Here is a 23,570-nt window from a genome sequence, read left to right on the forward strand (position 1 = left end):
GAGCTGCAGCATCTGCCTCAGTGGTTTTGAGACCTTAGGGCAGTGCGGAGGGCGTGAAGTAGATCTTGCGCAAGCTCTCGTGCACCGACCATGTCGTACGCATGCCTGCGGACAGTCGCAACAGGGTCCCGGGGCCTAGCCACGCCACCCGTCCGGCAGGGCCCTGATCGTCTTCGTCATGAAATTGCACGGTTGCGCTGCCGGATATCACCATAAACAGTTCCCCGGATTCGATATCGTGCATCCCGCCCGCGGACATCTCCCAGACACCAACGTCGAGCCCGTCGAACACGCCCAGGCGGTGTACGCCGGTAGTCGGTCTGCCGGCGGTCACCTGGTCCTCGGGCACAGGCCGGTGCTCCAAAGCCAGGTCGTCGAGATCGAGCGGCTTACCGGGAATCAGTGTGCTGTCCATCAGGAATCGAACCCCAATCCGAGTGCATCCAGTGTCTTCAGCCACAGGCCCCGCCGGCCTGCGTTGCGGTCGGCCCGGGCCAGCTCGTGCCGGGTGAGGTTGATACCCGCGGCGCGCACCGGTTCGGGTGGGAACGGGATGGCTGGACGCCGCACCATCTGCAGATCGGTTCGTTCCGTGCGTTCTCCAGCCAGAAGATCCAGCATGGTGTCCGCCGCGAAACGGCTCGCGCCGACGCCGAGGCCGGTATGGCCGACGGCGTAGGCGACTTTTTTACCGTAGGCGGTGCCGTATGCCGCGGAGAACCGGGTGGACGTATCGATGACGCCGCCCCAGGCGTGACTGAACCTTACCTCGAGCTGCGGGAAGGTCTCGAAGAACTGCTCGGCGAGCAGCTTGAATGTTTCAGGGCGCCGTTCCAGTTCCGGGGAGATGCGGCTGCCGTAATGATAGATCGCGTCATAGCCACCCCACAGAATCCGCCCGTCAGCGGTGATGCGCGAGTAGTGGAACTGATTGGCTGCGTCTGTCAGCCCTTCACGCCCGGACCAGCCGATGGTTTCGAACTGCTCTGCGGTGAGTGGTTCGGTGGCCAGCGCGTAGTCGTAGACGGGGACAGAGGCAAGCCGGTTCCGCCGCAATAGAGACGGGAAGGCGCTGGTGGTGAGGATGACCCGGCCGGCCTGGACTAGACCGTAAGGGGTTTTCACTTCCATTTGGTCGCCGGCGTCCGTTAGGCCCTCCGCGGGAGTGTGCTCGAAAAACGTCACTCCCTCCGCTTCCAAGTGCTTTCGCATTCCGTGCACTAATCGGTAGGGCTCTACCAGGTAGGTTCCCGTGGGGTCGAAGACGCCGCCGATGAAGGCCGGCGAGTTGATCCGTGCACGGGTCTCCTCGGCGGATAGCAATTGAAGCGGGCGGCCGAAGCGGCGCGCCGGTTCCACGGATGCTTCCAGTTCGGCCAGTTCGTGCGGCTGGAGTGCCACCTGGAGCTTGCCCGCCGTGCTGAGGCCGGCGTCGATCCCTGCCTCCTCCAGATCCGCTTTGAAAGCGCGGAGGTTTGCCAGTCCTAGCCGCTCCAGCAGCTCGGCCTCATGCGGCCAGCGGGCGAGGGCGTTCGCCAGTCCGTGGGTGATGCTGTACGAGACAAAGCCGCCGTTGCGCCCGGAGGCCGCTTGGCCGATGGCATGCGAATCCACTACCGTGACAGCCCAGTCCGGATGCCGTTTCTTCGCCCGCATCGCTGCCCAGAGACCCCCGAAACCGGCGCCGATCACCAGCAGGTCGCAGTTGTGCTGTCCGGCCAGTTTTTCCCCCTCCGTCTCGGCCATGCCCTCGAACCAGACGGAAGAATACTTAGCGTTGGCCAGGGATTGCTCAGCCCGGCGTCGGTCCGTGGCGGTGGTTGTCATGCCTGCACCAGCCTTCCGTCCCGAACGTCCGCTTCTGCCAACTCGGCGGGCCGCTCCGCAGCCAGTCCAAACCCACCGCCGCCAGCGGTCTCCACACGGACAACGGTGCCGGGCTGCAGTGTGGTTGACGTCTTCGTGCCCACCACCGATTCGGTGCCGTCCGGGGCGATAACCGTGATGCGAGTCGGTTGGGCAGCAGTGCCGCCGGCAGCGCCCTGCGGGGCGAACCTGCCGTTCGTCTGCTCGGCGTAGAACGTGGCGCGCTGAGGCTGGTCCAGGATTTCGTACTCGCGCCGCAGGCCCATCCCGCCGTTGAACTTGCCTGTGCCTTGGGATCCGGGCACGAACTCGTTCTTGAGAATGCGGATCCGGTAGTTCGTTTCCACTACCTCTGCAGGCATGACGCCAACATTGGACATGTAGGTATCCACACCGTCGACACCGTCGCCGGTGTTGGTGGCTCCGGTGCCGCCGCCGACGACGTCTGCCATAACGGCGGGGCGGTTGGTGATGGGCGAGGTGCTGCCAACATTCATGCAGAAGAAGCTGACCGTGCTGCTGCCGACGGCTTCTTCAGGCCAGAGGTCGGTCAGTGCTTGGATCAAAGTGTCAGCAAAGCGCTGGCAGGTGTTGTGCCGGATGGACACCGCTGCCGGTGCCTCCGGGTTCAATACGCTGCCCTTGGGGGCGATGACCTCCACGGCTCGGAGCAACCCGTCGTTGGCGCCGAGGTCCGGGGCTACTACAGCCCGCACTGCGTAAACGATGCCGGCGCGGGCGCTGGCCCATGGCACGTTCATCGCACCCCGCACCTGGGCGCTCGACCCCGACAGATCAATGGTCAGGGCGTCGCCCCGCTTGGTGACCTTGGCGTGGATTCGGGTGGGAGGCCCGTCGATCCCGTCGTCGTCCAGGAAACCCTCGGCCTCGCCACTGCCGTCGGGCAGGTCGCGGAGTGAATTGCGCACTGCTTTTTCCACGACGTCGAGGGATCGGACCATGACGGCGGAGACCACATCCATGCCGTACTGCTCAGCTAGTTCGTTGAGCCGCTGGTAACCGAGCACGCAAGCTGCCCGTTGGGCCCGCAAATCGCTGACCGTGCTCAGCGGATCCCGGATGTTGTCCGTGATGATGGAGATGACATCCGGGTTTTCCACCCCGGCGATCGATAGCCGGACCGGCGGCAGGATGAGGCCTTCGGCAAAAATGTCTTCCAGTTCCGGTCCTTCGCTGCCGGGGTTGACCCCTCCGACGTCGATATGATGCGCGGCCGTGCCGCTCCAGCCTTCGAGCCTGCCGCCGACGAAGATCGGCGTGACTACGTTGACATCTGGTAGGTGCATGGCACCGAGGAATGGGTGGTTGCAGATGAAGGCGTCGCCGTCGCTGACCTGTCCCTCCCAGCGTTCAATAATGGCCTTGACGACGAGCGACATGGCGCCGAGTTGGGCCGGGATGTAGTCGGCCTGTGCAACCAGGTCTCCCTCGGGGGTGAACAGGGCGCAGGAGAAGTCGTCCATGTCGCGGATGATCGGGCTGTAGCTCGAGCGTTTGAGGATGACCCCCATTTCCTCGGCAATGGAATGCAAGGCCGAGGAAATGACTTCAAAGGTCACTGTGTCCACTGCGATCTGTTGTTCGGTTGTTGTCATGGCTACTTCTGACCCTCCGTGATGATGATGTCGCCGTTGGCTGCCACCAGACCCGTTTGTCCAGCGAGCATGACGGTGGTGGCGTCCATCTGGGTAATGATGGCGGGGCCGGCAATGATGTTGCCGACCGTGAGCTTGGTCCGGTCCAAAATGGCGGTCGATATCTCTCCGCTGCCGGGCATCCGGACCAGCCGGGATCCGACGATCGCCTCGGGCGCAAGCTGTTCGGAGCCGCTTGGAAGGACCGAGTCGTTGTCCACGCGGTCGAAGCGACCGGTGACGGCGATCCGTACAGTGACGATTTCCACAGTTTCTTGCGGCGAGCTGTGGCCGTAGAGTTCACGGTGGGTCGGATGGAACCTGTCGGCGATCTGCGCGAGGCTCTCAAACTCCGTTCCGTCCAGGTTGACGGTGAGTTCATAGCCCTGCCCTAGGTAGCGCGCGTCCACAGTGACAAGGACTTCGAGGGTCTCGGCAGATGCCCCGTCCTCCACGACCTGAGTGGTCAAGGCCCGCTTTCGATCTGCCAGCCATTCGGCGATCGGCGGAAGTGCGGCGGCGTTGAAGGGCTTAAGCACGGTCTGGGCATCATCGACGCGTAGCCCGGCGGCGAGCAGCCCGTCGGCAGAGAAGAGCCCCGGCTGGGACGGTACCACCACGCTGGCAAGCCCCAAGTGGCGCAGCAGCATTCCTGCGTGCAGCGGGCCGGCGCCGCCAAAAGGGAAGAGCGTAAAGTCGCGGGGGTCCAGTCCGCGTTCGACGCTGACCTTGCGAACCGCTCGGACCATATGGGCCAGCGCGATGGCCAGTATCGCCTCGGCGGCCTCGCTCACGTCCATGCCCAACTGGCCGGCAACCTCCTTGACCGCCGTTTCTGCGGCGGCCTTGTCCAGGCGGAGGTCGCCCGCGAGGCTTTCCGTACCCAGCGTTCCCAACACCACATGAGCATCGGTCAGCGTCGGCTCCGTTCCGCCGCGGCCGTAGCTGGCCGGCCCAGGAACCGCCTTGGCGGACTGCGGTCCGACGCGCAAGCGCTGCGACCGGTCGACCCAGGCGATGCTGCCGCCTCCGGCCCCGATGGTGTGAATGTCCACGGTGGGCGCGATCAGAACATGGTCCTGGACCTGCTGGATGCTGGTGTAAGGTGCCAGGGAGTCCCGGACCAGGCACACGTCAACGCTCGTGCCGCCCATGTCCAAGCTGATGACATTGGCGAGTCCGTGTTGCTCCGCGGCCCGAATCAGCCCGCTCACGCCGCCGGCCGGCCCCGAGAGAATCAAACGGTGGGCTTGGCGTCCCGCCCGTTCGGCGGGCACGGAACCGCCGTTGGACTGCATGACCTGGAACGGAGCCGTCATGCCCATATCCGCCAGCGCGTCTGCCGCCCGTTGCAGGTAGGCGGCCACGACGGGTCGCAGGGCGGCATTAATGACGGTTGTCGCCGTCCGCGGGTACTCCCGGAACTCACGGGCGATGTGGCTGGATAGGCTGATGGGGGTGTCCGGGAAGCGTGCTGCCAGCGCGGTGAGAAGTTTTTCCTCATGGGCAGGGTTGAGGTAGCTGAACAAAAGGCTGACGGCGATGGCTTCCGGGTTCACTTCGGCCACGGCGTCGACGACGGCGGCTACGTCATCGTCGCGCAGGGCGGTGAGGACGTTGCCGTCGCTGCCAATCCGCTCGTCGACCTCGAACCGTGCGCAGCGGTCTACAAGTTCGCGCGGCCGTTCGGGGGAGAGGCTGTAGACATTCGGGCGGCTGCCTTGGCGGTAGGCAAGCACATCGCGGAAACCCTTGGTGGTCACCAGGGCGACTCTTGCCAAATTTCCGGTCAACGTGGCGTTGGTAGCCACGGTGGTGCCGTGGCAGATGAGAGCAACGTCGTCGAGGTTCATGCCCTGCGCTGCCAGTTCTGCAACGGCATTGGTCAGGCCCCGGGACGGATCTTCCGGGGTCGAGGCTGTCTTGGCTACAAGCGACATGCCTTCGGAGGAGCGCGCGATCGCATCGGTAAATGTTCCGCCGGCATCAATGCTGACGGTCCAGGATGGGTTGGGAGACATGTGGATCCTTTTCTTCCGGGCGTGCCGGAACGGCACGGCGGCGGTGACGCCGCTGTAAACGTAGACGAGTGGACGAGGAGGTGCGGCCTAGGCGTCGGCCAACTCCAATTCAGGCGGAGCCTTGCGGAAGCCCCGGGTGATGACGGCAAGGTAGACCGCGCCGATGATCATCCAGGAGAGACCCACCATAAAGGCGGTCCCGGAGAGGCTGGTCCAGAGCCAGGCGCACAGCCCGACGCCCACCAGCGGCGCGGCCAGGTAGCGGACGGCGTCCGCCCCGGAGCGGCGGCGCTCGTCGATGAAGTAGTGCTTGATGACGGCGATATTGACCATGGTGAAGGCGGCGAGGGCACCGAAGCTGATCAGCGAAGAGGCCAGCGTTAGATCGATGAACAGGGCGACCAGACCGATGGCGCCGACAACCAATGTCGCATATACGGGAGTGCGGAACCGTGGATGAAGGTAGCCAAAAACCCTCCTCGGCAGGACGCCGTCGCGCCCCATCGAGTAGAGGATCCGCGAGACCGTTGTCTGTGAAGCCAGGACAGCGCCGAAACAGCCGGCGATGTATGCCGCGGTAAAGAAGGCCTCCAAGAAGCTTCCGCCGGAGACGGCCATGACGTCGAGTGCGGCCGAGTCCACGCTGGAGTAGGCGGTCCAGTCCGGGAAGGCCAAGTTGGCGATCAGCGATATGACGACAAAGAGGAGCCCGCCGGCGAGCGTGACCAGGATAATGGCCTTCGGGATCACCCTGCGGGCATCGACGGTTTCTTCCGCCAGCGCGGAAACCGCGTCAAAGCCTAGGAACGACAGGCACAGGATGGCGGAGCCGGCGAAGATCACCGCCGTGCCCGGGCCTTGCCCGAACATCATGTCGGCGATGGACGGCATTGGATTCCCCGATGCAGCCCGCAGCGCCATGACGGCGAACACCACGAGGAAGACGGCCTGCACGCCCAGCAGAATGCTGCTGGTCTTGGACACGAACTTGATGCCGAGGATGTTCAAAACGGTCACCAGAACAAGAGACAGGACAATCCAGGCGGACTGCGGGATGGACGGGAAACTGGCACTCATATAGATCCCAATCACCAGATAGGTGATCATTGGCATCAGGAGATAATCCAGAAGCAGCGTCCACCCGCTCAGGAAGCCGATGTCCCCGCCGAGGGTCCTGCGTGTGTAGGTATACGCCGAGCCTGCTTGGGGGAAGGCGCGGACCATCTTCGCGTAGCTGGCCGCCGTGAACAGCATCGCCACCAAGGTGACCAAGTAGGAAGAGACAATGTGGCCCTCGGTGAGCTGGTTCACGATGCCGTAGGTAGTGAAAACGGTCAGCGGGATCATGTACGCAAGGCCAAACAATACGGCCGAAGGCAGGCGAAGGACTTTCTTAAGTCCTGTTCCTTGTGCCGTTCTCGCTGCAGTAGACATGTGTATTCCTGACTTATTAATATGGGCTCGGTCTAGACGATGGTCTGGCCGCCGTCGACGGGTAGGACCACACCGTTGACGTAGCTGGAGTTGCGGCCAGCCAGATAGAGACAGACATGGGCGACTTCATCGGCTGCCCCGAGACGTTGCAGCGGAATGTTTTCCAGGACCTTGCCTAGTCCTTCCTGACTGTTGACGATGGTCGTCATCGGGGTATGGATGACTCCAGGAGCCACCACGTTTGTTCGGACGCCGCGCGGACCCCACTCGGCGGCCAGCTGGCGTCCTAGCGACACCACTGCGCCTTTGCTGGCTGCGTACGCAGCTCCAGGCTCCGTCCCGTCTCCAAGCGCGAAGGCGATCGAGCTCAGCAGGACGATACTGCCTTTGCCCCGCCTGAGCAGCGGACGTCCCAGGATGGAGGCGGCCATATAGCTTCCTGTGACGTTGACATCATGGACTTCTTGCCAAACCGCTAAGTCCAGGGTTTCGGCTGCTGACGTCCGGTAGATGCCGGCACAATGAACCAGAGCCTCGAGTCCGGCCGGCCAGCGTTCCTCGACGCATCCTAAGGCGTGCTCGAGTGAAGCCGTGTCCGTGACGTCGCAGGCAAGCTGGAGCAGGTTCTCCTGGGCGGTGCAATGTGGTGCCTTCCTGTCCAGTGCCGCCACTCGGTAGCCGCTCTCGAGTGCCAGTTGCACGGTGGCGGCGCCAATTCCGGAGGCGGCTCCAGTGACTGCCAGTACCGGGGCGGGTTCAGACATGGGCTGCCTGCCTGCTGTTTTCGGTGAGAAGCGGGCCAAAGTTCAGTCGTTCCCGTTCTGCTTCGCAGGGATTTCCTTCGCTCAGGTACAGGGTTCGCTGCTCCAGATCCATCACCACGGACATGACGGTGGACCAGCGTTCGTGCTCGGTGGACCGGGGGTCGGGATGGCAGCAGATGGAACCGGGATAGTCGATGTGGTCTGCCAACGCAGCGTCGAGGGAGTCAATAGTGGCCGGGGCCGGGGGATGGGCCACGAGTTCGCGCATACGCTGTAGGCGGATGAAGCTGTCAGCCATGGCACTGCCGGCGAGGTCGTGGCCGCCAGCAATGTTGTCGAGGAAATGGTTGGTATGGACCAGTGCACCAGCGGCGGCCACTAACGGTCGGACAGTGCGAATTTCCCCCGGCGCCGTTTCGATATTGACTATCGCTCCGCCGGGGCTTCCAACGACAAAGTTCCCTGAGGAAGCTCGGAAATGGGCGGAGAGGGTTTCGATGGCGTCGAAGACTGTCCGACAGTCCGCCAGAGCGCGGATCAGGACATGGAACGGTAGGCCTGGCTGGCCATTGTCTAGGGACGAGACCAAGGTATTGACGGCTATGCCAACGCCAGCCGAATTCAGCGTTGTTTTGGCCAGCAGGCCCGCTTCGACGATCGTGACAAAATTGGGGCCGTCGTGGCGCTCCACTTCCAGCAGCACCACACTCTCGAAGCCGTGCAGCAGCCAGTCCCAGTTCTGTCCCATGAGTGTATTACCTGACGACGTCCTAGTCGGTGTGAGGGCGAAGGAGCTGCATTCAGCACCGTAGCGCCACGGGGCTTGACCAGCGCGGTTGGCGAACGCCGTCCAGAGGATTTCGGTTCGGCAGTTCATGGCGAAAATATCGTCGAAAGGTATTCCGGCACCGTCAGCGATTCCGTGCATTTCGGCAATCTGCGCAGGGAATGATTCCCGGACCGGTTCCAGATAGCGTTTGGAGAAAGCCAATGCTTCAGTCCAGCGCAAGCCTGCTCCCGCGAAGGACCGTTCGTAGCCGGCCTTGGCGGCCAACACCTGAGATCTCGCCTGCGTTCCGTATTGGCGCCCCCGCTCCAAGGGATCCCCGGAGACTCTGATTCGTGGAAATTTGCCTGCGACCATCGTGACGGCCCCTTCTGCCCGAATGTTTCACGTTGTCTTCTGCCGGAATCCTGCTAGGAAAAAACCAGTCCGCCATTAACCGGAATTGTCTGTCCGGAAACATATGCCGCCCCGTCCGTGAGTAGCCACAGCACGGCGCTGGCGACGTCGCGCCCGGTGCCGTGCCGCTGAAGGGGGACCATGGAGCGCAGTTGCGCCAGATATTCCTCGAAGTGGACACCTTGCCGCTGCGCCTGCAGGGCCGCCTCCTGCTCATGCATTTCGGTCAGCATGTAGCCGGGTGCAATAGTGTTGGCGGTTATACCGTGCCTGCCTTCTTCGACGGCGATACACCGGGTCAGGGCGGCCAAGGCAGCTTTCGACATGGAATACGCCGCACCATCGGGTGCCGGATGATCGGCAAAGAGCGAACCAATATTGATGATGCGTCCCTGCCCGCTTTGGCGCAGGTGCGGGATCGCTTCACGACATAGCCGTGCGGCACCCAGCAGATTTATCTCAAAGACAGCGGTCAACTGTGCGTCGGTGGTCGCGGAAAGTTCCACGCCGGGACCGCCGACGCCAGCATTGTTCACCACGGCGTCGCAGCGCCCGAAGGTGTCCAAGGTCAGTTCCACCAGCTCATGGCCGGTTTCAGGATCGGCCAGATCCATCACCGCATGGACCAGCGGGCCGGTTCCGGCAGGGGCACGCAGGGACTCCGGCAGGGATGGAGCCACATCGCTGGCGACAACCCGGTAGCCGTTCTCGAGCAGGGCCAAGGCAATGGATTTACCCAGACCCCCTGCGGCTCCGGTGACAATGGCCACCTTTTCCTGGCCGTCTCCCGTGGTTGTTCCCTCCGGCCATGCCTTTAAGACGCTCATTTGCCCACCAGTTGCGCTGTTTCGCGGGCGCTCCGGATCCATGCTCCGGTTGCGATCAGGTGTGTGAGCACCTGATCAAGCATGGCCAGACGGGAAGGCCGCCCGATGATCATCGGGTGCATGGTGAGCATGACGTGGCCCCCGAGGGAGGCGATACCTTCAATTTCCGGCAGCCAGACGTCCAGTACCTCCCTCGGGGACCGGATGGTCTTTTCCCACGTGTCATTGGCGAACCAGAAGTGAGGTGCATCGTCGAGGATCCATGACACCGGGAGTTCGGCCAGATCGTGCGCGGTATGCCGGTAAGGGACGAAATCATCCAGCAGGTTGGACGAGTACAAGAATCCGTGGGATTCGAGCAAATCAAGCGTGTTTGCACTGAAGTCCCAGGACGGTGACCGGTAGCCTGCCACCTCGGCGCCCAGATCCTGCAGTGCCTCTATCCCGCGCTTGAGTTCAAAGGTCTCCTCTTCGAGGGACAGGACGGTCGGGGAAACGTGCGTATAACCGTGATGGGCGATTTCGTGGCCCGCTGCAAGGATGGACCGGATCGATTCCGGGTGGCGCTCGGCGTCGCGGCCGCAGACAAAGAAGGTGGCGCAGATATTGTGCCGTTCGAGCAAACTGAGGATCAGGGGGATAGCGGCCTTCGGGCCGTAAGCCCCTTGCGAAAGGACCCCGGGCCTGTCGGCATTGTCGGGGTTTTCGCCGATCCAAACTTCCTCGGCGTCGAAGTCAAAGCTCACCGTTGCCCCGTAACGGTGGCCATGGGGCCAATTGAACATTTCTCTCCTGGTCTTCGGCGGCTGGCAGCGAGTTGGCAGAACTTCGATGGTCGACCCATTGTTGGGAACATTCAGCGGTTCGTCATGCGTCATTTGACGTATTCCGTTGTCAGGTCTGGTGATGCTGACAGATACCCCCGGGCCGCTTTCCGGCGGGGGCTTGAATCGTTACCTGATGTACGTCATATGACGCATGTCACCCGCTCCTTTGGCAGTGTGTCATGGCATTCAACGAATTAGCCGAATGGGAATTTCGTTCCCCGCACCGCGAAGACATCCGCCAATGATGTTGGACTGTCCATTTCAGGAGAAAAGATGAAATCTCGCATGATCCCCTTGCTCGCCTCCGCGGGCCTTGCTGCTTGCCTGGTATTGTCCGGCTGTGGACCGGCCGGTGCCGAAGGAACAGATTCGGGTGGCCAAGGCAAAGGTGCAGTAGCGATGAGTTTTGCTGGTTTGGACATCCAGATCTGGGTGGACGAACTGGCATACATGAAGCCGGCCATTGAACAAGCAGGCTACGAACTGCTCAGCGACGATCCGCAGTGGAACATCCAGAACCAGGTGTCCAGCTGGGAGTCATGGATCCAGCGGGGCGATGTGAAGGCGATTATGGGCTATCCCGTACAGTCCGATTCCATGGCTGCTGTCACGGAGCAGGCCAATGCGGCAGGTATTCCCGTGGTCGGCTATGCAACCCAATGGGACGGCATCGAGGCTGCGCTGGTCATCGATAACTTCCAAGACGGTGTCAGGCTTGGTGAGGAAGCCGGTAAATGGATCGTCGAAAAGTATGGCAAGGCCGAAGTTCCGGTCGGGCTGTTCAGTTACTACGAAACCGATCTTGGGCGAGACCGGACCGAAGGCATCAAGAAGGGCCTGATAAATGCCGGGGCAAATGTCAAGATCGCCGACATGCCAGCGCTCACGGTTGAGGACGGCATGGAAAATACGCGTAATCAGCTCAGCGCGAATCCGGATACTAAGGTGTGGCTTTCCACTGGCGACGGGCAAATGATAGGCGCCTATCGTGCCTTGACAGAGTACGGAGTCGATCCCCACGATCCGAATTACCTGCTTGGCGCCTTGGATGCCACCAATGAATCCTTGGATCTGATCAAGGAACCGAAGGGTATTTGGCGACTGGGGTACATTCTGCCCGCGAAGGAACTAGCCGAGAAGAATGTGGAGCTGCTGCTGGGCGCTGCTGAAGGAACGTTGAAGGGTGATATCAACATCGCCTCGACACGCGTGACCCCTGAAAACGCCGACCAGTTCTACACGAAAAAGGTCAAGTAACTCCCATGGGGCATATGGCTGAAGCAGGTGGCCCGTCAGTGGCCACTGATGCGGTCCGCCTGGAACTAAGATCGCTGACCGTGGAATTCGGGGCCACCCGGGCGCTTGAGTCATTGAGCGTTGGCATCGCACCTGGTGAAATCGTGGGGCTGCTAGGACATAATGGAGCGGGAAAATCCACTTTGTTCAATGTTGTTTCCGGAGTGTTCCCAGCCTCCTCAGGTCATTTCCTCATTGACGGCGTCCGGGTGGGTGCCCGTTCCACCCCAATGGACATGGCCAGGCTGGGGGTTACCGTTATCCACCAGGAACCGGCTCTGGCACCGAACCTGAGCATTATCGACAATCTCTTCCTTGGACAGCCCGAACTGTTTCGCAAGGACCGGATTGGCGCTGCGCACGGGGCGCTTGCCCGGGTCGGTGCCACCTTCGACCTGAACCGGATCGTAGGCACTTTGTCCCTCGGAGAGCGCCAACTGGTGGATCTCGCCCGGGGGATGTTGCGCGGCGAGATGAAGATTTTGCTGCTGGATGAGCCAACCGCAGCGCTCGGCCGCGCCGAGACCGTAGCGCTGCATCGCCTGATCCGGAACCTGGCAGCGGAGGGAGTGACTGTCATCTATGTGTCGCACCGACTTCCGGATATTCTCGATGTCTGTCGGCGAATACTGGTGCTACGGTCCGGCCGTCTAGAGGTGGACGGCCCCGCCACGCAATTCGACGGACGGACCTTGGCTGAGGCCCTGGCGCCGGACGCGAAGGTCGACAGGTTTGTTGCTGCCCGCACGGGGGGACCCGAGTCCATCGGGTGCGAGCAACCGGCCGCGGCCCTCTCCTGCAGGGCAGGAGAGGTGGTCGGCCTTTTTGGGATGGCAGCCGGCGAGCAGTTCAGACTGCTCGAGAGCATGTTTGGGCTTCATCACAGGTTCGGGTTCAGGCTCGGCGGTCGCCCGGTTGCCATTGCCTCCCCAGCCCAGGCCATCCGACACGGGATCCATTTGGTGCCTGCGGACCGGGAAAACGACGGCCTGATCTCGGGAGCATCGGCTTTGGACACGGTCTTCTTGCCCTGGTACCGCGAGGGAAACCACAGGGGATTTTGGATCGGGCCCAAGGCTGGCCGGCAGGTCTACGCCCGCGCGCGGAGCGCACTAAACATTTTGGGACCCGGAAGCAGCGCCCCCATTGACGAATTCAGCGGTGGCAACAGGCAGAAGCATTTGATTTCCCGGTGGATGTTTCCCCGCCTTCCGCGCGTACTTCTCCTCGCCCAGCCGACCCAAGGTGTCGACGTCGGAGCGAAGGCAGACATCGCCCAAGCCGTCCGTGCCTTGGCGGCGGAAGGTACAACGGTTCTGGTGGCCTCGGCCGAATCCGATGAGATCGACCTGCTGTGCGACCGGGCCTACGTGATGAATGGGGGCCGGATCGCCCCCGTGGACCGCACAACGGGGTTTGGCGGCAAACTGCTGTCCGCCCTTCTCGAGCTGTCTGATCCGAAATCCTCCAAGGAAGAAGTCGCTTAAATGAAACTCTCCGTCGGCGAAATCAAGACCTTTGCGGCGCGCAACGGGATCTTCATGGCCCTCGTCCTGCTCATTGTCTTGTTCTCTGTGCTGAACCCAAAGTTTTTCAGCACGGGAAATGCCATGAACGTCCTCCTGCAGGTCGCCGAATTGGGAATCATCGCGCTGCCTTTGGCACTGCTGCTGATTTCCGGTGCCGTGGACCTGTCCGTCGGGTCCGTCGCTTCCGCTGCGGCTGTCAATGCGGCGCTGACCATGAGCGCAACAGGTTCGATTGTTCTGGGGTTCGCCGCAGGGCTCCTTTTCGGCGCATTGGCCGGCATGCTGAACGGGTTCCTCGTGGCCTACCTGGGGCTGAACCCCATCGTGGTGACCCTGGGCTTCCTTAGTGTGTGGGGCGGGTATGCGATGCTCATGACCAACGGGCGCACCGTGACGAGGACGGAGCTGCCGGACGGATTCCGGGAGATCGGCACGGCATCGATCGGGCCGCTGCCGCTTCGCCTAGCCATGTTAGTCGCCGCTATCGTCTTGGCGTGGTATGTGCTCAACCGGCATCGCATCGGTCGGGAAGTCTATGCGGTAGGCGGTAGCCAGCGTGCTGCCTTCCTCATGGGGATTAAGGTGACCAGGATTCGCTTCGGACTGTTTGTGGCCTGCGGTGTGTCATCCGCGCTGGCCGGCATTATGCTGGCCGCCAAGGTTCAGTCCGTCAGTCCTGCCATCGGCCTTAACTTGGAAATGAGCGGGCTGACCGTGGTCCTGCTGGGAGGCGTCGCGTTTGCCGGCGGCAGTGGTCGTATCGGTGGCGTGGTTGCCGGCTTGCTATTTTTCGGCGTCCTGCGCAACGGGCTGGTCTTCTTGCAGGCATCCCCGTTCCTGCAGACAATCATTGTGGGTCTGACTCTCGTGGTCGCGGTCGCCCTCGACGAATCCATCCAGAAGATCGTCAAGAAGTCTTGGGAAAACCGAGGCCGTGCGGCCTTGGCGGAAAGATCTCGCCCTGATGAGAACACTCAGTCCCCCGCCGGGCTGGCGCTGCGGCCCTGAGCCTTGGGCGCGGCCAACAAGCACATCCCCGTGATTCCGTGGAATCATTTTGAAGTTCGAACCGAGGAGCAGCAAGTGACCACTGGTTGGATTTGGCATGAAGCCTTCAACTGGCACAACACCGGAAACGGATCCGGGTTTTTCCCCCCTGGCGGATTTATCCAGCCCTACGAAGCCTTTGATTCGCCGGGAACTAAGGGTCGTTTTGCTTCGCTCGTGGAAGTCAGCGGCTTCGACAGGCAGATGAAGCGCCTGGATGCGACCGAAGCTACCGATGAGGAGATCCTCCGGGTCCATACGGCGGAATACCTTCGCCGGCTCAAGGCAATGGACCCTACCGGAGGAGACGCTGGAGAAAATGCGGATTTTGGACCGCAGGGCCTGCGGATCGCCCGCCTGGCAGCTGGTGCCGTCGCCAACGCTGTCCGCGGGGTCCTGTCAGGCGAAGTCAGCAATGCATACGCGCTGGTCCGTCCAGCGGGACATCACGCGGAGCCGGACCGGGGTCGGGGATACTGCATCCTAGCCAATACCTCCATCGCGGCAACGATCGCGCAGGAAGAGTTCGGGGTCAAGCGGATCGCCATTGTGGACTGGGACGTGCACCATGGGAATGGAACACAGAAGGTCTTCTGGGACGACCCCAACGTACTGACGATTTCGCTCCACCAAGACCGGCTCTACCCAGTGGACTCCGGATTTCGAGAGGAAACCGGTGGACCGGGAGCCGAGGGCAGCGTTCTAAATGTTCCGCTGCCGGCCGGTACGGGAGACGGCGGCTATGTGCGGGCCGTGGAGCACGTAGTAATTCCTGCGCTGCAGCGGTTTGAACCAGAGCTGATCATCGTGGGCAGTGGCATGGACGCGGCCGCCACTGATCCCTTGGGACGAATGATGGTCACGAGTGACGGCTTCCGCCGTATGTCGCGCATGGTCATCCACGCCGCCGAGGAGTTGAGCGGCGGCAAGCTGGTATTCGCGCACGAAGGTGGCTACTCGGCGCACTATGTCCCGTTCTGTGGCATGGCCGTGCTTGAGGAACTGACTGGCGTGAAGTCGGCCGTAGACGATCCCTACCTTGTGTTCTTCCAGAATTACCCGCAGCGATTCGTCGAACCTTGGCAGGAGGAAGCGATCCAGCAGGCAGCCGTTCTTGCCGGGAGAGTACCCGCACCCGTTGCCTGAGCTTTATCCCGCCGGCCGCCTTCACTCGAGGCAGCCGCAGGACCCCGACCACCAGTTTGTTGGCAGTGGTGGAACGCACGCAGAATGGCTGGATGGCTCTAGGCGAATGGAACAGGCATACAATGTCCCAGTCCGAGTTCACAGCGGACCACCAGGGAAAGACGGTTGTCCTCAAGGGTGAGCAACCGACTACTGAGCTTGTTCTGTTCGCGCGGGGTTTCCTGCTGGTCAACCGGCCCGAAGCACAGTTCCTTTATCGCGCTGACGATATGTGGCTTGCCGTCCGTATGGAGCGCCACCGCGGCAGGGGTGACCAGCAGGATCACGCTCTTGTCACTACCAGCCAAGTGGTATTGCCGCAGGGGATCACAAAACGCGAAATCGACGTTTTGACCCTCGTGTCTCTCGGCCTGACCAACATTGAGATCGCCGAACGGCTTGGAACCAGTCCCCGGACAGTCTCCACGCAGATCGAACGTCTGCTGCAAAAGCTGGACCAGCGTGGCCGCGCTGGCCTGGCCGCCATGACAGTGGATAGCAACTTGCTTGCCTTGCCTGTGCCTGGCGGTGTCGATGGGGTGGCGCCAATCGCCGCCGTCGGGCTGGAGAAATTTGCCCGGATGCTTAGCAGCAATCCCGAACGGGTCCGTGCGTTGGTGGCACTCCCAGCAATTCGCCGGCCGATCCTGCTGGGCACTCTGGCGTCCCTGTCCGGCAATGCTACCGACGATGGCGAAGAGCTCGTTCGCGGGTCCGCCCTAGCCGTCGAGGAAATCAATCTGAATGGTGGCATCGCCGGCCGTCCGATCGAGCACATTGTTGCCGATGCCGATTTGTTCAATCCGGTCGATGTCCGGGCAGCCATGCAGCGGTTGATCGATTCAGGCGTGGATGCCATCACGACAAACTACATCAGCGCCGAGAACCCATTCATTTTGGACATGGCAGCTGACTTCAGCCGGCCTTTCCTACACCTCGATACTTTCGAGGAGCACGTTGAATTGGTGCGGTCCCGCCCAGAACGCTATTGGATGATTTACCAGACCTGCCCGTCAGAGAAATACTATGCAATGGCATTCCGGCGTTTCCTGCAGGAGTTGGATTCCAGCCGGACTTATGTCCCTGTCAACCGCGAGGTGGCGGTCGTGGAAATGGACTCTTCGAGCGCACACATTACAGGGAACGGATTTGAGGAGGCATTGTCCACAGTGGGCTGGAGCGTTTCTTCGAAGCAATCTGCCCCGTTCCGGCAAACGGATTGGCGACGGATTGCCCGGAAAATTTCGGAGTCGAAACCGGATGTGGTGCTGGTTGCCCACTTCATCCCGGATGAGATCGCCTTGTTCCACAGGCTGCTGAGGGAGCACAACTTCACGGGTCTGGTGCACTACGTCTATGGAGCCTCGATCCCCAGGTTCAAAGATGTCTTGGGACCTTTGGCTAACGGGGCGGTGTGGAGTTCGGTGACTACCCGCACTGATTCGGCCTCGGCGAGCCGGTTCCAGCGTAATTACCTGCTGCGCTTCGGGGTTGAGCCGGGCCCTGCTCAGGCCAGCGCCGCCTACGACCAGGTCCAGTTGTTGGCCTGGAGCTGGGCACGCAACGGCAGCACCGTGCCCGCGGGCACATGCAAAGTGCTGCGCGAGGAGATCCACCGAGGGCTGAACGGCATCTATTACTTCGGCGACGGCGGCCAGTCCCCGCTCAGCTACCCGGACGGCACAGCGGATCCGACCCTGGGTCAGCCGCTAATCACCTCACAGATCCAGGACGGGCGCTCGGTGGTGCTCAGTCCATCACTCTTCGGCTCGATGAACCGGTTGCAACTACCACCCGGTCGGTGACCCGAACCGACGGACCGAAACCGTGTTCAGCTTACAGACTGTACCGTCCCACCTTGTTGCAATTTGGTATGCGTCCGGCGTTGCAGCGCGGTACCACCGCCCATCGGGCCGCCGAAGCCAACGGACACGGAACTGTCAGATCTGCTGGATCGGCTCCGTTCCGTAGATTGCCAGATCAATTCAGTTTGGGGCCAACGAGCGCCGGGCCGTCGTCACAGGAATGGGTATGGACGGCAGCAAGCTCATGGGCCTGGACCGGGCCGGGACCCCCTGGCGGCGGGGTCCCCGGCTGGCCCCTGACCAGCAGACGGGCGAGCGGGTCTACGCCCGGAACGACATCGACCGCGGCCACATGGTCCGCAGGCCTCGCCGGTCTGGGGCGACGCGGTCGCCGAGGCGAAGCAGGCTAACGAAGACACCTTCCACTACCCCAACGCCGCACCTAGACGGCTGACTTCAACCAGGGCCTCGAACTGTTGCTGGGCCTGGAGTCTTACCTGAAGGAGCATGCCGCCGAGTACCGCGACAGGGTCGTCGTCTTCACCGGGCCGATTTTCAGCGCCCAAGATCCCGCGTATCGGGGCGTGGAGATCCCTTGTGCTTCTTCAAGGTCACCGTGTTCATCCCCCAGGGAGAGCTGGCGGCCGTCGAATACGTGGTGGACCAGACACCGGAACTGGGCGAACTGACCGACGTCCCGCGAGAGCGGCACCACCAGAAATCCGTGGACAACATCATTGAGATTCCTGTGGATGCTAGGCGCCGGCTCCGGCCCGTCCGGCCCCTCCTTCGTCGGGGCCCTGCGGCGGTGGGAAATGTCCCTCCGGCGCTCCTTCATCGCTGATTTCCTTGGGGAAATTCCTCCCCCTTGCCCTACGGGGTGACGGGCCTGCGTAGGGGGCCGAGCAAGCGAGCTTGCCAGAAACAAAAAATAACGGGGGAGAAGGGGGCCGCTGGCCGGTCACCAAGAGCCGCCCCACCCACCCACGGCTTGTGCCTCGGGGTCGTCCTGCTCAAGATAAGCCAGCAGCCTGCGAGCGGTCTGTTCGAGTGGAAGGGCCTGGTGCAACGCGTCATCCTGCTCACGGTCAATGGTCTAAATCTTCACGGTCGCCTCTCGGTTGCGCCATCTGCATCGAGACCGGGAACCCGCCCACAGGCGCAGCCCTAGCTCCCCCCGCCAACGGCCTCGGGGCACCCACTGGCGTGTTGGCCGGAAACCCTTCCGAAGGGGCGGACCGCCGTTCGACGCAGCCACCAGTCAGCAACAAAGTGCTGCAGCTCCCGGCGGGCTAAGAGGCACTCGCGGCGGGACCCAAGGGCGCCACGCTTAAATGCGCGGGGCGTGTTCGAGACAACATTCCGCTGCGTGCGGACCACGGACTTCCTCTGTTCGGGGAGCGGAAAAGCGCCGGCCCGCAAGCCGGCTCTTTTCTGTTGTCCACGCACCCCCCAACGCTGGTGCCGGAGGCACAGCCTCCACACCAGGGCGGTTGTGGCCGGCACCTCGAAAGGGTGCCGGCCTTCTCGTGTCTCCGCCGGCCTCGACCGGCAATGTCCAAGGCTATTAGGAACCGGCCCCGCAATACGGGGCGTCGGGCGCGTGACGCCTCGGACGAAGGGGAGGTCTGCCGCTGGCGACCGCCCCGGGGTGGAGGCTGTGCATGACCGCCGGGGTGCGGTGGTGAGGGTCGGGACCGGTGGTGACCTGGCGGTTGTGTGCAGCCGGACGGCTGGGTCCCGTCGTCCAGGTGTGTGCGGGAAAAGCCCGGAGGATTTAGCTTTTGCCGTGCACAGGTGGGCGAGGGGAAACGCTACTGGCCTGCCGGTGTCGCGGCGCTCTCGGTTCGCGTCTCGGAATCGTTTGCGGCGGTGCGGCCGGCGGCTTTCTTGCGGCGGCCGGCGGCGCCGGTTTCGAGTCCGAGCTTTTTGAGTTCCTCGGGGCTCCAGCCGTCCTTGGTGGCGCGCACGTAGGCGCGCTTGTCGTCGCGTTCGGCTTCGGCGAGTTGTTCTTTGAGGTCGCTGATCCGTTGGCGGGTTTTCACCAGTGCGGTGACGGATTCGATCCGCGAGTCCAAGAGTGCGCGGGCCTGGTTACGTGTCTGCTCAATATCGAGGGTAGCCATGGTGCCAGCCTAACCGGACGGCACGACAAACCAGATCTCCCAAACGGCCCAGGGCCCCAGGGCGTCGGGCCCCTGGAAATCAGCTCCGGCGGAGCAAGCTATACACTTACGTACCTGTAAGTGGTGAAACCTTTCGACATTTATTGTCGGGTCGGGCACACTGGGGGTGTGGTCCCCGGGGTTCCGGGGTCGCTGCGCTGGGCATTCGGAGGGTCGCTGGGAAGGGCGGTGAAAGCGCGTTGGTTGAGGAACCGGTGGTGCGCGGCCGTTTGGGGAAGCGGCGGCGGGAGAACGCGCCGGCGGGTTCTAAGAAGCGGCGCACCGTGTGGGTGACAGCTGAGGAGGAGGCCCGGCTGGTTGCCCGGGCTGCGCGTGAGCGGGTGACGGTGCCGAACCTGCTGATGTCCGCTGCTTTGTCCGAGTCAGCCGAGACGCCCACGGAGCGCAAGGCGGCGATGGCGGAGCTGATGGCCCTGCACACCCTGTTGGCGCGGGTGTCGAACAACGTGAACCAGATCGCCCGGCATGCCAACGCGGGGGAGGACTTCCCGCAGGATGCGGCGGCGGTGTTGGGGTATGTGCGTCAGGTGGCGGGGCGGATCGATCGCGCTGTCGAGGGGCTGATGTAGGGAGATGATTCCGAACATTACCCGCGGCTCGAGAATGGCCGGGCTGCTGGTGTATCTGGCGTCAACGGATGCGGATAAGACGAAGAACGCGCACACGGATCCGCACCTGGTCGCCGGTGATGCGGCGATCATGGCGTGGTACGACGACGGGGTCCTGGACCACGCCGACGTGCTGGCGATCGCGAAGCATCTGGACCAGCCGCGCAGGGTCTACGGGGTCGAGGTCCGGCAGAAAGACTTCCGCTGGGACCAGGCGGCGAAGCGGCGGGTGGAGAACGGGTATAAGCAGGCCGACGTGTGGCATTGCTCGCTGAGCCTGCGCGCCGAAGAAGGAGCCCTGACCGATCAGCAGTGGGGCGATATCGCCAACGACTTCGTGGACGCGATGGGCTTCACCGAGACCAGCGGCAAGGCGCAGTGCCGGTGGGCGGCGATCAACCACGGAACCAGCGAAAACGGCAACCACCACATCCACATCGCGGTGTCACTGGTCCGCGAGGACGGCACCAAAGCCTCCACCCATGGCGATTACAAGCGTGCACAGAACACCTGCCGCGAACTGGAAGCCAAGTACGGGCTGGAACAGCTCTCCACCGTGCACGCCGCCCGCGGCTACGATCGTGCCGAAAAGGCCACCGCGGTCAGGGATGAGCGCGAAATGCACCGGTCCTCACTGGCACGGAAGGTGCGTGCCAGCGCCGGCGCCTCGGTATCCGAGGCGGAGTTCGTCCGCCGCGCCCGCGACACCGGATTACTGGTCCGGCCGCGCTACGCGAAAAACACCACGGACGTCATCGTCGGGTACTCCGTAGCCGAACGGCCCAGACCGGGGGAGAGGCCTATCTGGTTCGGTGGCGGCACCCTCGCCTCCGACCTCAAGCTCACCGCACTGCGTGAAGGATGGACGGACTCGCCACAGTCGGCGACGGAAGCAGCAGCCGAATGGAACGCCGCCGCACGCAACAAGCGCAAGATATCCAGGACCGGCCCCGAGAAGACCATTCCGCCGGCAGAAGCGTGGGTGGAGTACACCCGTAACGCAACCGCATTGGTCGAGCAGCTGCGGGCACTGCCGCATGATGATCACGCCACGTGGGCGAAAGCTGCACGGGAAGTATCCGGTGCATTCTCGGCGTGGTCGCACCGCCTGGAACCAACACCCGGACCGCTGGCGGCCACCGCGGCTGAACTGTCCCGCACAGCCCAACTCCGGACCCCCAAGGCACACGGAAAACCCGCCCCCCTGCCGTCCATCGCCGGGACGGCGATGCTGTTCATGGCGGCATCGAGCAAGAACAAAACGGCCGCCCAGTCAGCGCTCATGCTGCAACTGGTCAACACTGCCTTCGCCATCCATGAGATGCACCAACAGTCCGGAAGAACGAGAGAAGCGCAACGGATCCGCGCCGTCGTCACCGAGCAGCTGAAACCGTTCGCAGCGACCATGCCCCGACCCGTCACGGCCGGCTCACCGGAGCAGGCAGCACCAGGGCAGACGACTGGACTGAAGTCGGTGGAGCTTGGCCTGCGCGGCATGGCACCCACCCGCCCGGGGTCGGCCGTGCCGACCACTCCAACCCCAGCAAGAACCAGCCAACACACCGGGCGCGGGTCCGGACCTGTACTCGACCGCTAAAAAGACCACGCCAAGGGATAAGGGAAACACCATGAGTGAATCAGACGGAATGGATGATGTCCTGGACAACGGAATGCGGCAGGCCCTGCTGATCGCCTCCCGCATTGCCGAAACCCTTGCCCGACGCCGGCAGGAATCCCTGCGGCAGCAGGAACACGCGGACGCCCAGGCAGCACACGACGCCGGGGCACGCCTGGCAGCTGAGCGCAGCGCCGCGCGCGCCGCACTGGCACCAGTGGAGAAAGACCAGTGGTGGGACAAAGCCCAGTCCCATGACATCGCCGCCGCGCATGCCGTCGCGGAGGGCTGGAAAGACCACGACCCCGCCGCCTTGGCAGCCTCGGAAAAAATCCGCCAGGAAGTCCTGACACGCTACGCCATCGACACACACGACGTCGGTAAGGACGGCGCCTATCTGGAGTCATATCTCCAAACCATCACCACGGAAAAGGCCCGGCAGGACGCGCTGGCCGCCAGCCAGGACCAGACGCGCAAGGCGGCCGCCGAACACGAGAAGGCCATGCAGTTGCTCGCAGCGGCCCATGCCGAAGAACTCCGCACCCAGGCCCAGAAACTGGCCCCTGAAATGGAACGCCACCAAGTACCCGTCGAGTACCTGGCCAACCCCGAGCTAGCCCAAGCCCTGGAACGGGCGCACAACGCGAAAACCCCCAACGCCGTGGCAGCGGCCGATGCCAGGATTATGGAACGCCTGTTCCTGATCGGCAAGGACGGGATCAACGGACCCGATATTGACCAGCTGCGCCAAGAAACCGCGACCACCGTCAACGGGGCCGGCGACTCGCACTTCAAGGATCCCGCGTTCGTCAAAGCCGCGAAGGAGATGCGCGAGACCAGGCTGCTGGCGGAGGGCGGATTCACCGGTTCCCAGTCCGCGTCGATGGAACAGCGCTACGAGCGAGCCGAGAAGGAACTCTTCACCCGCCTCGAAGGCGTTGGCCACGACATCGAGAACCGCGTCACCGGCAACAACGACAGCAGTCGGCTCGATGACCAAAGCCTGAAGACGGACAGCACATCCGCCGTGGACTATGGATCAGCAGAGCGCCAGGAAGCCTTCGCCGCCTCCCTTGCCACTACCGGCGCCAACGAAACCCAAATCCGGGGACGTGTCGCTGCGGAACGCAGCGAGGGCGCACACCCCGGCGCAGCCGTCACCGCAAGTAGAGGCGTAGCCAAAGCCAAAAAGACCCGACCCGCGGCAGCCATGGGCGCGGAGCGGACCAAGAGCAGGCCGAGCCGCTGATCAAGGGCCAGGGACGGCACGTTCAGCCTAGGGCCCACGAGGATTCTGCTGCCGCAGGACGAGTCAGCCGGTGCAAGAATGATCTTCATGCCCAGGACGAGAAGCTCTAGCGGGAAGGCTGCCGGTCGATGAGAGAGCATCCCTACGCCGGCCCGAGCGACACGAACGACTTTGATGATCTGGACCCGGACGAGGCTTCCCGAATGCTGCGGGCATACAAGCTCCTCGGGGATGCCTTCGAGGACGCAACGGATGACGAGATGCTCGGCCGCGGTTGGCTGCTGGAAGACCCACTGGAGTTGGTACGGGACCGCGCGGCAAGGCTTCGCCAAGCCGTAAGGGAGCTGAATGCAGCCGTCGAGCTGGCCAAACACATGGGAGCCTCAGACCGCGACGTCGGGGACGCCGAGGGCCGGTCACCGGCCTGACACCGCTCTGGGCCTCCGCTATGGTCGGTGGGCCGCCCGCAGAGT

At 63.0% G+C, this 23,570-nt stretch carries 21 protein-coding genes; 11 read left to right on the plus strand and 10 right to left on the minus strand.

Annotated elements, in window-relative coordinates; all coding sequences use genetic code 11:
* Positions 1 to 34 precede the first annotated feature (34 nt).
* The 9 genes from ACWF5H_RS01575 to ACWF5H_RS01615 form a co-directional block, all read right to left on the minus strand.
* A complete protein-coding gene (locus ACWF5H_RS01575; protein WP_452034384.1) occupies positions 35 to 415 on the minus strand; it encodes a cupin domain-containing protein in 381 nt (126 codons plus the stop codon).
* Positions 415 to 1,827 carry an NAD(P)/FAD-dependent oxidoreductase gene (locus ACWF5H_RS01580; protein WP_452034386.1) on the minus strand — a complete coding sequence of 471 codons (1,413 nt, stop codon included), beginning with the start codon at positions 1,825 to 1,827 and terminating at the stop codon, positions 415 to 417. The genes ACWF5H_RS01575 and ACWF5H_RS01580 overlap by 1 nt, the downstream gene beginning before the upstream one ends.
* Positions 1,824 to 3,482 (minus strand): hydantoinase B/oxoprolinase family protein, encoded by a 1,659-nt coding sequence (locus ACWF5H_RS01585; RefSeq protein WP_452034388.1) that lies wholly within the window; start codon positions 3,480 to 3,482, stop codon positions 1,824 to 1,826. The genes ACWF5H_RS01580 and ACWF5H_RS01585 overlap by 4 nt, the downstream gene beginning before the upstream one ends.
* 2 nt (positions 3,483 to 3,484) lie before the next feature.
* Positions 3,485 to 5,542 (minus strand): hydantoinase/oxoprolinase family protein, encoded by a 2,058-nt coding sequence (locus tag ACWF5H_RS01590; protein ID WP_452034389.1) that lies wholly within the window; start codon positions 5,540 to 5,542, stop codon positions 3,485 to 3,487.
* An 87-nt stretch (positions 5,543 to 5,629) separates the two neighbouring features.
* Positions 5,630 to 6,976 (minus strand): APC family permease, encoded by a 1,347-nt coding sequence (locus ACWF5H_RS01595; RefSeq protein WP_452034390.1) that lies wholly within the window; start codon positions 6,974 to 6,976, stop codon positions 5,630 to 5,632.
* Positions 6,977 to 7,008: 32 nt separating this feature from the next.
* Positions 7,009 to 7,740 (minus strand): SDR family NAD(P)-dependent oxidoreductase, encoded by a 732-nt coding sequence (locus ACWF5H_RS01600; protein ID WP_452034392.1) that lies wholly within the window; start codon positions 7,738 to 7,740, stop codon positions 7,009 to 7,011.
* On the minus strand, positions 7,733 to 8,884 hold the full coding sequence (locus tag ACWF5H_RS01605) for a C45 family autoproteolytic acyltransferase/hydolase (protein ID WP_452034394.1): 1,152 nt from the start codon (positions 8,882 to 8,884) through the stop codon (positions 7,733 to 7,735). The genes ACWF5H_RS01600 and ACWF5H_RS01605 overlap by 8 nt, the downstream gene beginning before the upstream one ends.
* A 53-nt stretch (positions 8,885 to 8,937) precedes the next feature.
* Positions 8,938 to 9,750 (minus strand): SDR family NAD(P)-dependent oxidoreductase, encoded by an 813-nt coding sequence (locus tag ACWF5H_RS01610; RefSeq protein ID WP_452034395.1) that lies wholly within the window; start codon positions 9,748 to 9,750, stop codon positions 8,938 to 8,940.
* On the minus strand, positions 9,747 to 10,496 hold the full coding sequence (locus tag ACWF5H_RS01615; protein ID WP_452034397.1) for a polysaccharide deacetylase family protein: 750 nt from the start codon (positions 10,494 to 10,496) through the stop codon (positions 9,747 to 9,749). Before ACWF5H_RS01615 ends, ACWF5H_RS01610 begins: the two co-directional genes overlap by 4 nt.
* Positions 10,497 to 10,850: 354 nt before the next feature.
* On the opposite strand from ACWF5H_RS01615, the gene ACWF5H_RS01620 reads away from it, so the two are divergent.
* The 7 genes from ACWF5H_RS01620 to ACWF5H_RS01650 all read left to right on the plus strand — a co-directional run bounded on the left by ACWF5H_RS01620 (position 10,851) and on the right by ACWF5H_RS01650 (position 18,128).
* Positions 10,851 to 11,834: a sugar ABC transporter substrate-binding protein gene (locus tag ACWF5H_RS01620; protein WP_452034399.1), complete on the plus strand. Its 984-nt coding sequence runs from the start codon at positions 10,851 to 10,853 to the stop codon at positions 11,832 to 11,834.
* Between the two features lie 14 nt (positions 11,835 to 11,848).
* Positions 11,849 to 13,360, plus strand: coding sequence for an ATP-binding cassette domain-containing protein (locus ACWF5H_RS01625; RefSeq protein WP_452034401.1), 1,512 nt, complete (start codon positions 11,849 to 11,851; stop codon positions 13,358 to 13,360).
* Positions 13,361 to 14,410 (plus strand): ABC transporter permease, encoded by a 1,050-nt coding sequence (locus ACWF5H_RS01630; RefSeq protein WP_452034403.1) that lies wholly within the window; start codon positions 13,361 to 13,363, stop codon positions 14,408 to 14,410. It begins immediately after the preceding gene.
* 30 nt (positions 14,411 to 14,440) lie between these two features.
* Positions 14,441 to 15,595, plus strand: coding sequence for a class II histone deacetylase (locus ACWF5H_RS01635; RefSeq protein WP_452034405.1), 1,155 nt, complete (start codon positions 14,441 to 14,443; stop codon positions 15,593 to 15,595).
* Between the two features lie 122 nt (positions 15,596 to 15,717).
* Positions 15,718 to 17,439 (plus strand): ABC transporter substrate-binding protein, encoded by a 1,722-nt coding sequence (locus tag ACWF5H_RS01640; protein WP_452034406.1) that lies wholly within the window; start codon positions 15,718 to 15,720, stop codon positions 17,437 to 17,439.
* Between the two features lie 178 nt (positions 17,440 to 17,617).
* The gene (locus ACWF5H_RS01645) at positions 17,618 to 17,893 is read left to right on the plus strand and encodes a DNA/RNA non-specific endonuclease (protein ID WP_452035313.1); all 276 of its coding nucleotides are present in this window, start codon (positions 17,618 to 17,620) and stop codon (positions 17,891 to 17,893) included.
* A 22-nt stretch (positions 17,894 to 17,915) separates the two neighbouring features.
* Positions 17,916 to 18,128 carry a hypothetical protein gene (locus ACWF5H_RS01650; protein ID WP_452034408.1) on the plus strand — a complete coding sequence of 71 codons (213 nt, stop codon included), beginning with the start codon at positions 17,916 to 17,918 and terminating at the stop codon, positions 18,126 to 18,128.
* Between the two features lie 1,125 nt (positions 18,129 to 19,253).
* Here the strand turns inward: ACWF5H_RS01650 and ACWF5H_RS01655 are convergent.
* Positions 19,254 to 19,565, minus strand: coding sequence for a hypothetical protein (locus tag ACWF5H_RS01655; RefSeq protein ID WP_452034409.1), 312 nt, complete (start codon positions 19,563 to 19,565; stop codon positions 19,254 to 19,256).
* 323 nt (positions 19,566 to 19,888) lie between these two features.
* Here ACWF5H_RS01655 and mobC point away from each other — a divergent pair, with 323 nt between their 5' ends.
* From mobC to ACWF5H_RS01675, 4 genes are all read left to right on the plus strand, one after another.
* Entirely contained in the window at positions 19,889 to 20,194 is a 306-nt protein-coding gene (gene mobC / locus ACWF5H_RS01660; RefSeq protein ID WP_452034410.1) for a plasmid mobilization relaxosome protein MobC, read from the plus strand.
* A 4-nt stretch (positions 20,195 to 20,198) separates the two neighbouring features.
* Entirely contained in the window at positions 20,199 to 21,830 is a 1,632-nt protein-coding gene (locus ACWF5H_RS01665) for a relaxase/mobilization nuclease domain-containing protein (protein WP_452034412.1), read from the plus strand.
* Positions 21,831 to 21,861: 31 nt separating this feature from the next.
* A complete protein-coding gene (locus ACWF5H_RS01670) occupies positions 21,862 to 23,097 on the plus strand; it encodes a hypothetical protein (protein ID WP_452034414.1) in 1,236 nt (411 codons plus the stop codon).
* 128 nt (positions 23,098 to 23,225) lie between these two features.
* The gene (locus ACWF5H_RS01675) at positions 23,226 to 23,525 is read left to right on the plus strand and encodes a hypothetical protein (RefSeq protein WP_452034416.1); all 300 of its coding nucleotides are present in this window, start codon (positions 23,226 to 23,228) and stop codon (positions 23,523 to 23,525) included.
* Positions 23,526 to 23,570 lie beyond the last annotated feature (45 nt).

Source organism: Arthrobacter sp. NPDC055138 (genome assembly GCF_053607305.1).

What these genes read in the sequence shown, in the direction of transcription:
- ACWF5H_RS01600 (WP_452034392.1), bottom strand. Translation starts at nt 7,740, where the DNA reads ATGTCTGAACCCGCCCCGGTACTGGCAGTCACTGGAGCCGCCTCCGGA.
- ACWF5H_RS01655 (WP_452034409.1), bottom strand. Translation starts at nt 19,565, where the DNA reads ATGGCTACCCTCGATATTGAGCAGACACGTAACCAGGCCCGCGCACTC.
- ACWF5H_RS01625 (WP_452034401.1), top strand. Translation starts at nt 11,849, where the DNA reads ATGGCTGAAGCAGGTGGCCCGTCAGTGGCCACTGATGCGGTCCGCCTG.
- ACWF5H_RS01610 (WP_452034395.1), bottom strand. Translation starts at nt 9,750, where the DNA reads ATGAGCGTCTTAAAGGCATGGCCGGAGGGAACAACCACGGGAGACGGC.
- ACWF5H_RS01670 (WP_452034414.1), top strand. Translation starts at nt 21,862, where the DNA reads ATGAGTGAATCAGACGGAATGGATGATGTCCTGGACAACGGAATGCGG.
- ACWF5H_RS01605 (WP_452034394.1), bottom strand. Translation starts at nt 8,884, where the DNA reads ATGGTCGCAGGCAAATTTCCACGAATCAGAGTCTCCGGGGATCCCTTG.
- ACWF5H_RS01580 (WP_452034386.1), bottom strand. Translation starts at nt 1,827, where the DNA reads ATGACAACCACCGCCACGGACCGACGCCGGGCTGAGCAATCCCTGGCC.
- ACWF5H_RS01620 (WP_452034399.1), top strand. Translation starts at nt 10,851, where the DNA reads ATGAAATCTCGCATGATCCCCTTGCTCGCCTCCGCGGGCCTTGCTGCT.
- ACWF5H_RS01665 (WP_452034412.1), top strand. Translation starts at nt 20,199, where the DNA reads ATGATTCCGAACATTACCCGCGGCTCGAGAATGGCCGGGCTGCTGGTG.
- ACWF5H_RS01630 (WP_452034403.1), top strand. Translation starts at nt 13,361, where the DNA reads ATGAAACTCTCCGTCGGCGAAATCAAGACCTTTGCGGCGCGCAACGGG.
- ACWF5H_RS01590 (WP_452034389.1), bottom strand. Translation starts at nt 5,542, where the DNA reads ATGTCTCCCAACCCATCCTGGACCGTCAGCATTGATGCCGGCGGAACA.
- ACWF5H_RS01675 (WP_452034416.1), top strand. Translation starts at nt 23,226, where the DNA reads ATGAGAGAGCATCCCTACGCCGGCCCGAGCGACACGAACGACTTTGAT.
- ACWF5H_RS01575 (WP_452034384.1), bottom strand. Translation starts at nt 415, where the DNA reads ATGGACAGCACACTGATTCCCGGTAAGCCGCTCGATCTCGACGACCTG.
- ACWF5H_RS01585 (WP_452034388.1), bottom strand. Translation starts at nt 3,482, where the DNA reads ATGACAACAACCGAACAACAGATCGCAGTGGACACAGTGACCTTTGAA.
- ACWF5H_RS01595 (WP_452034390.1), bottom strand. Translation starts at nt 6,976, where the DNA reads ATGTCTACTGCAGCGAGAACGGCACAAGGAACAGGACTTAAGAAAGTC.
- ACWF5H_RS01640 (WP_452034406.1), top strand. Translation starts at nt 15,718, where the DNA reads ATGTCCCAGTCCGAGTTCACAGCGGACCACCAGGGAAAGACGGTTGTC.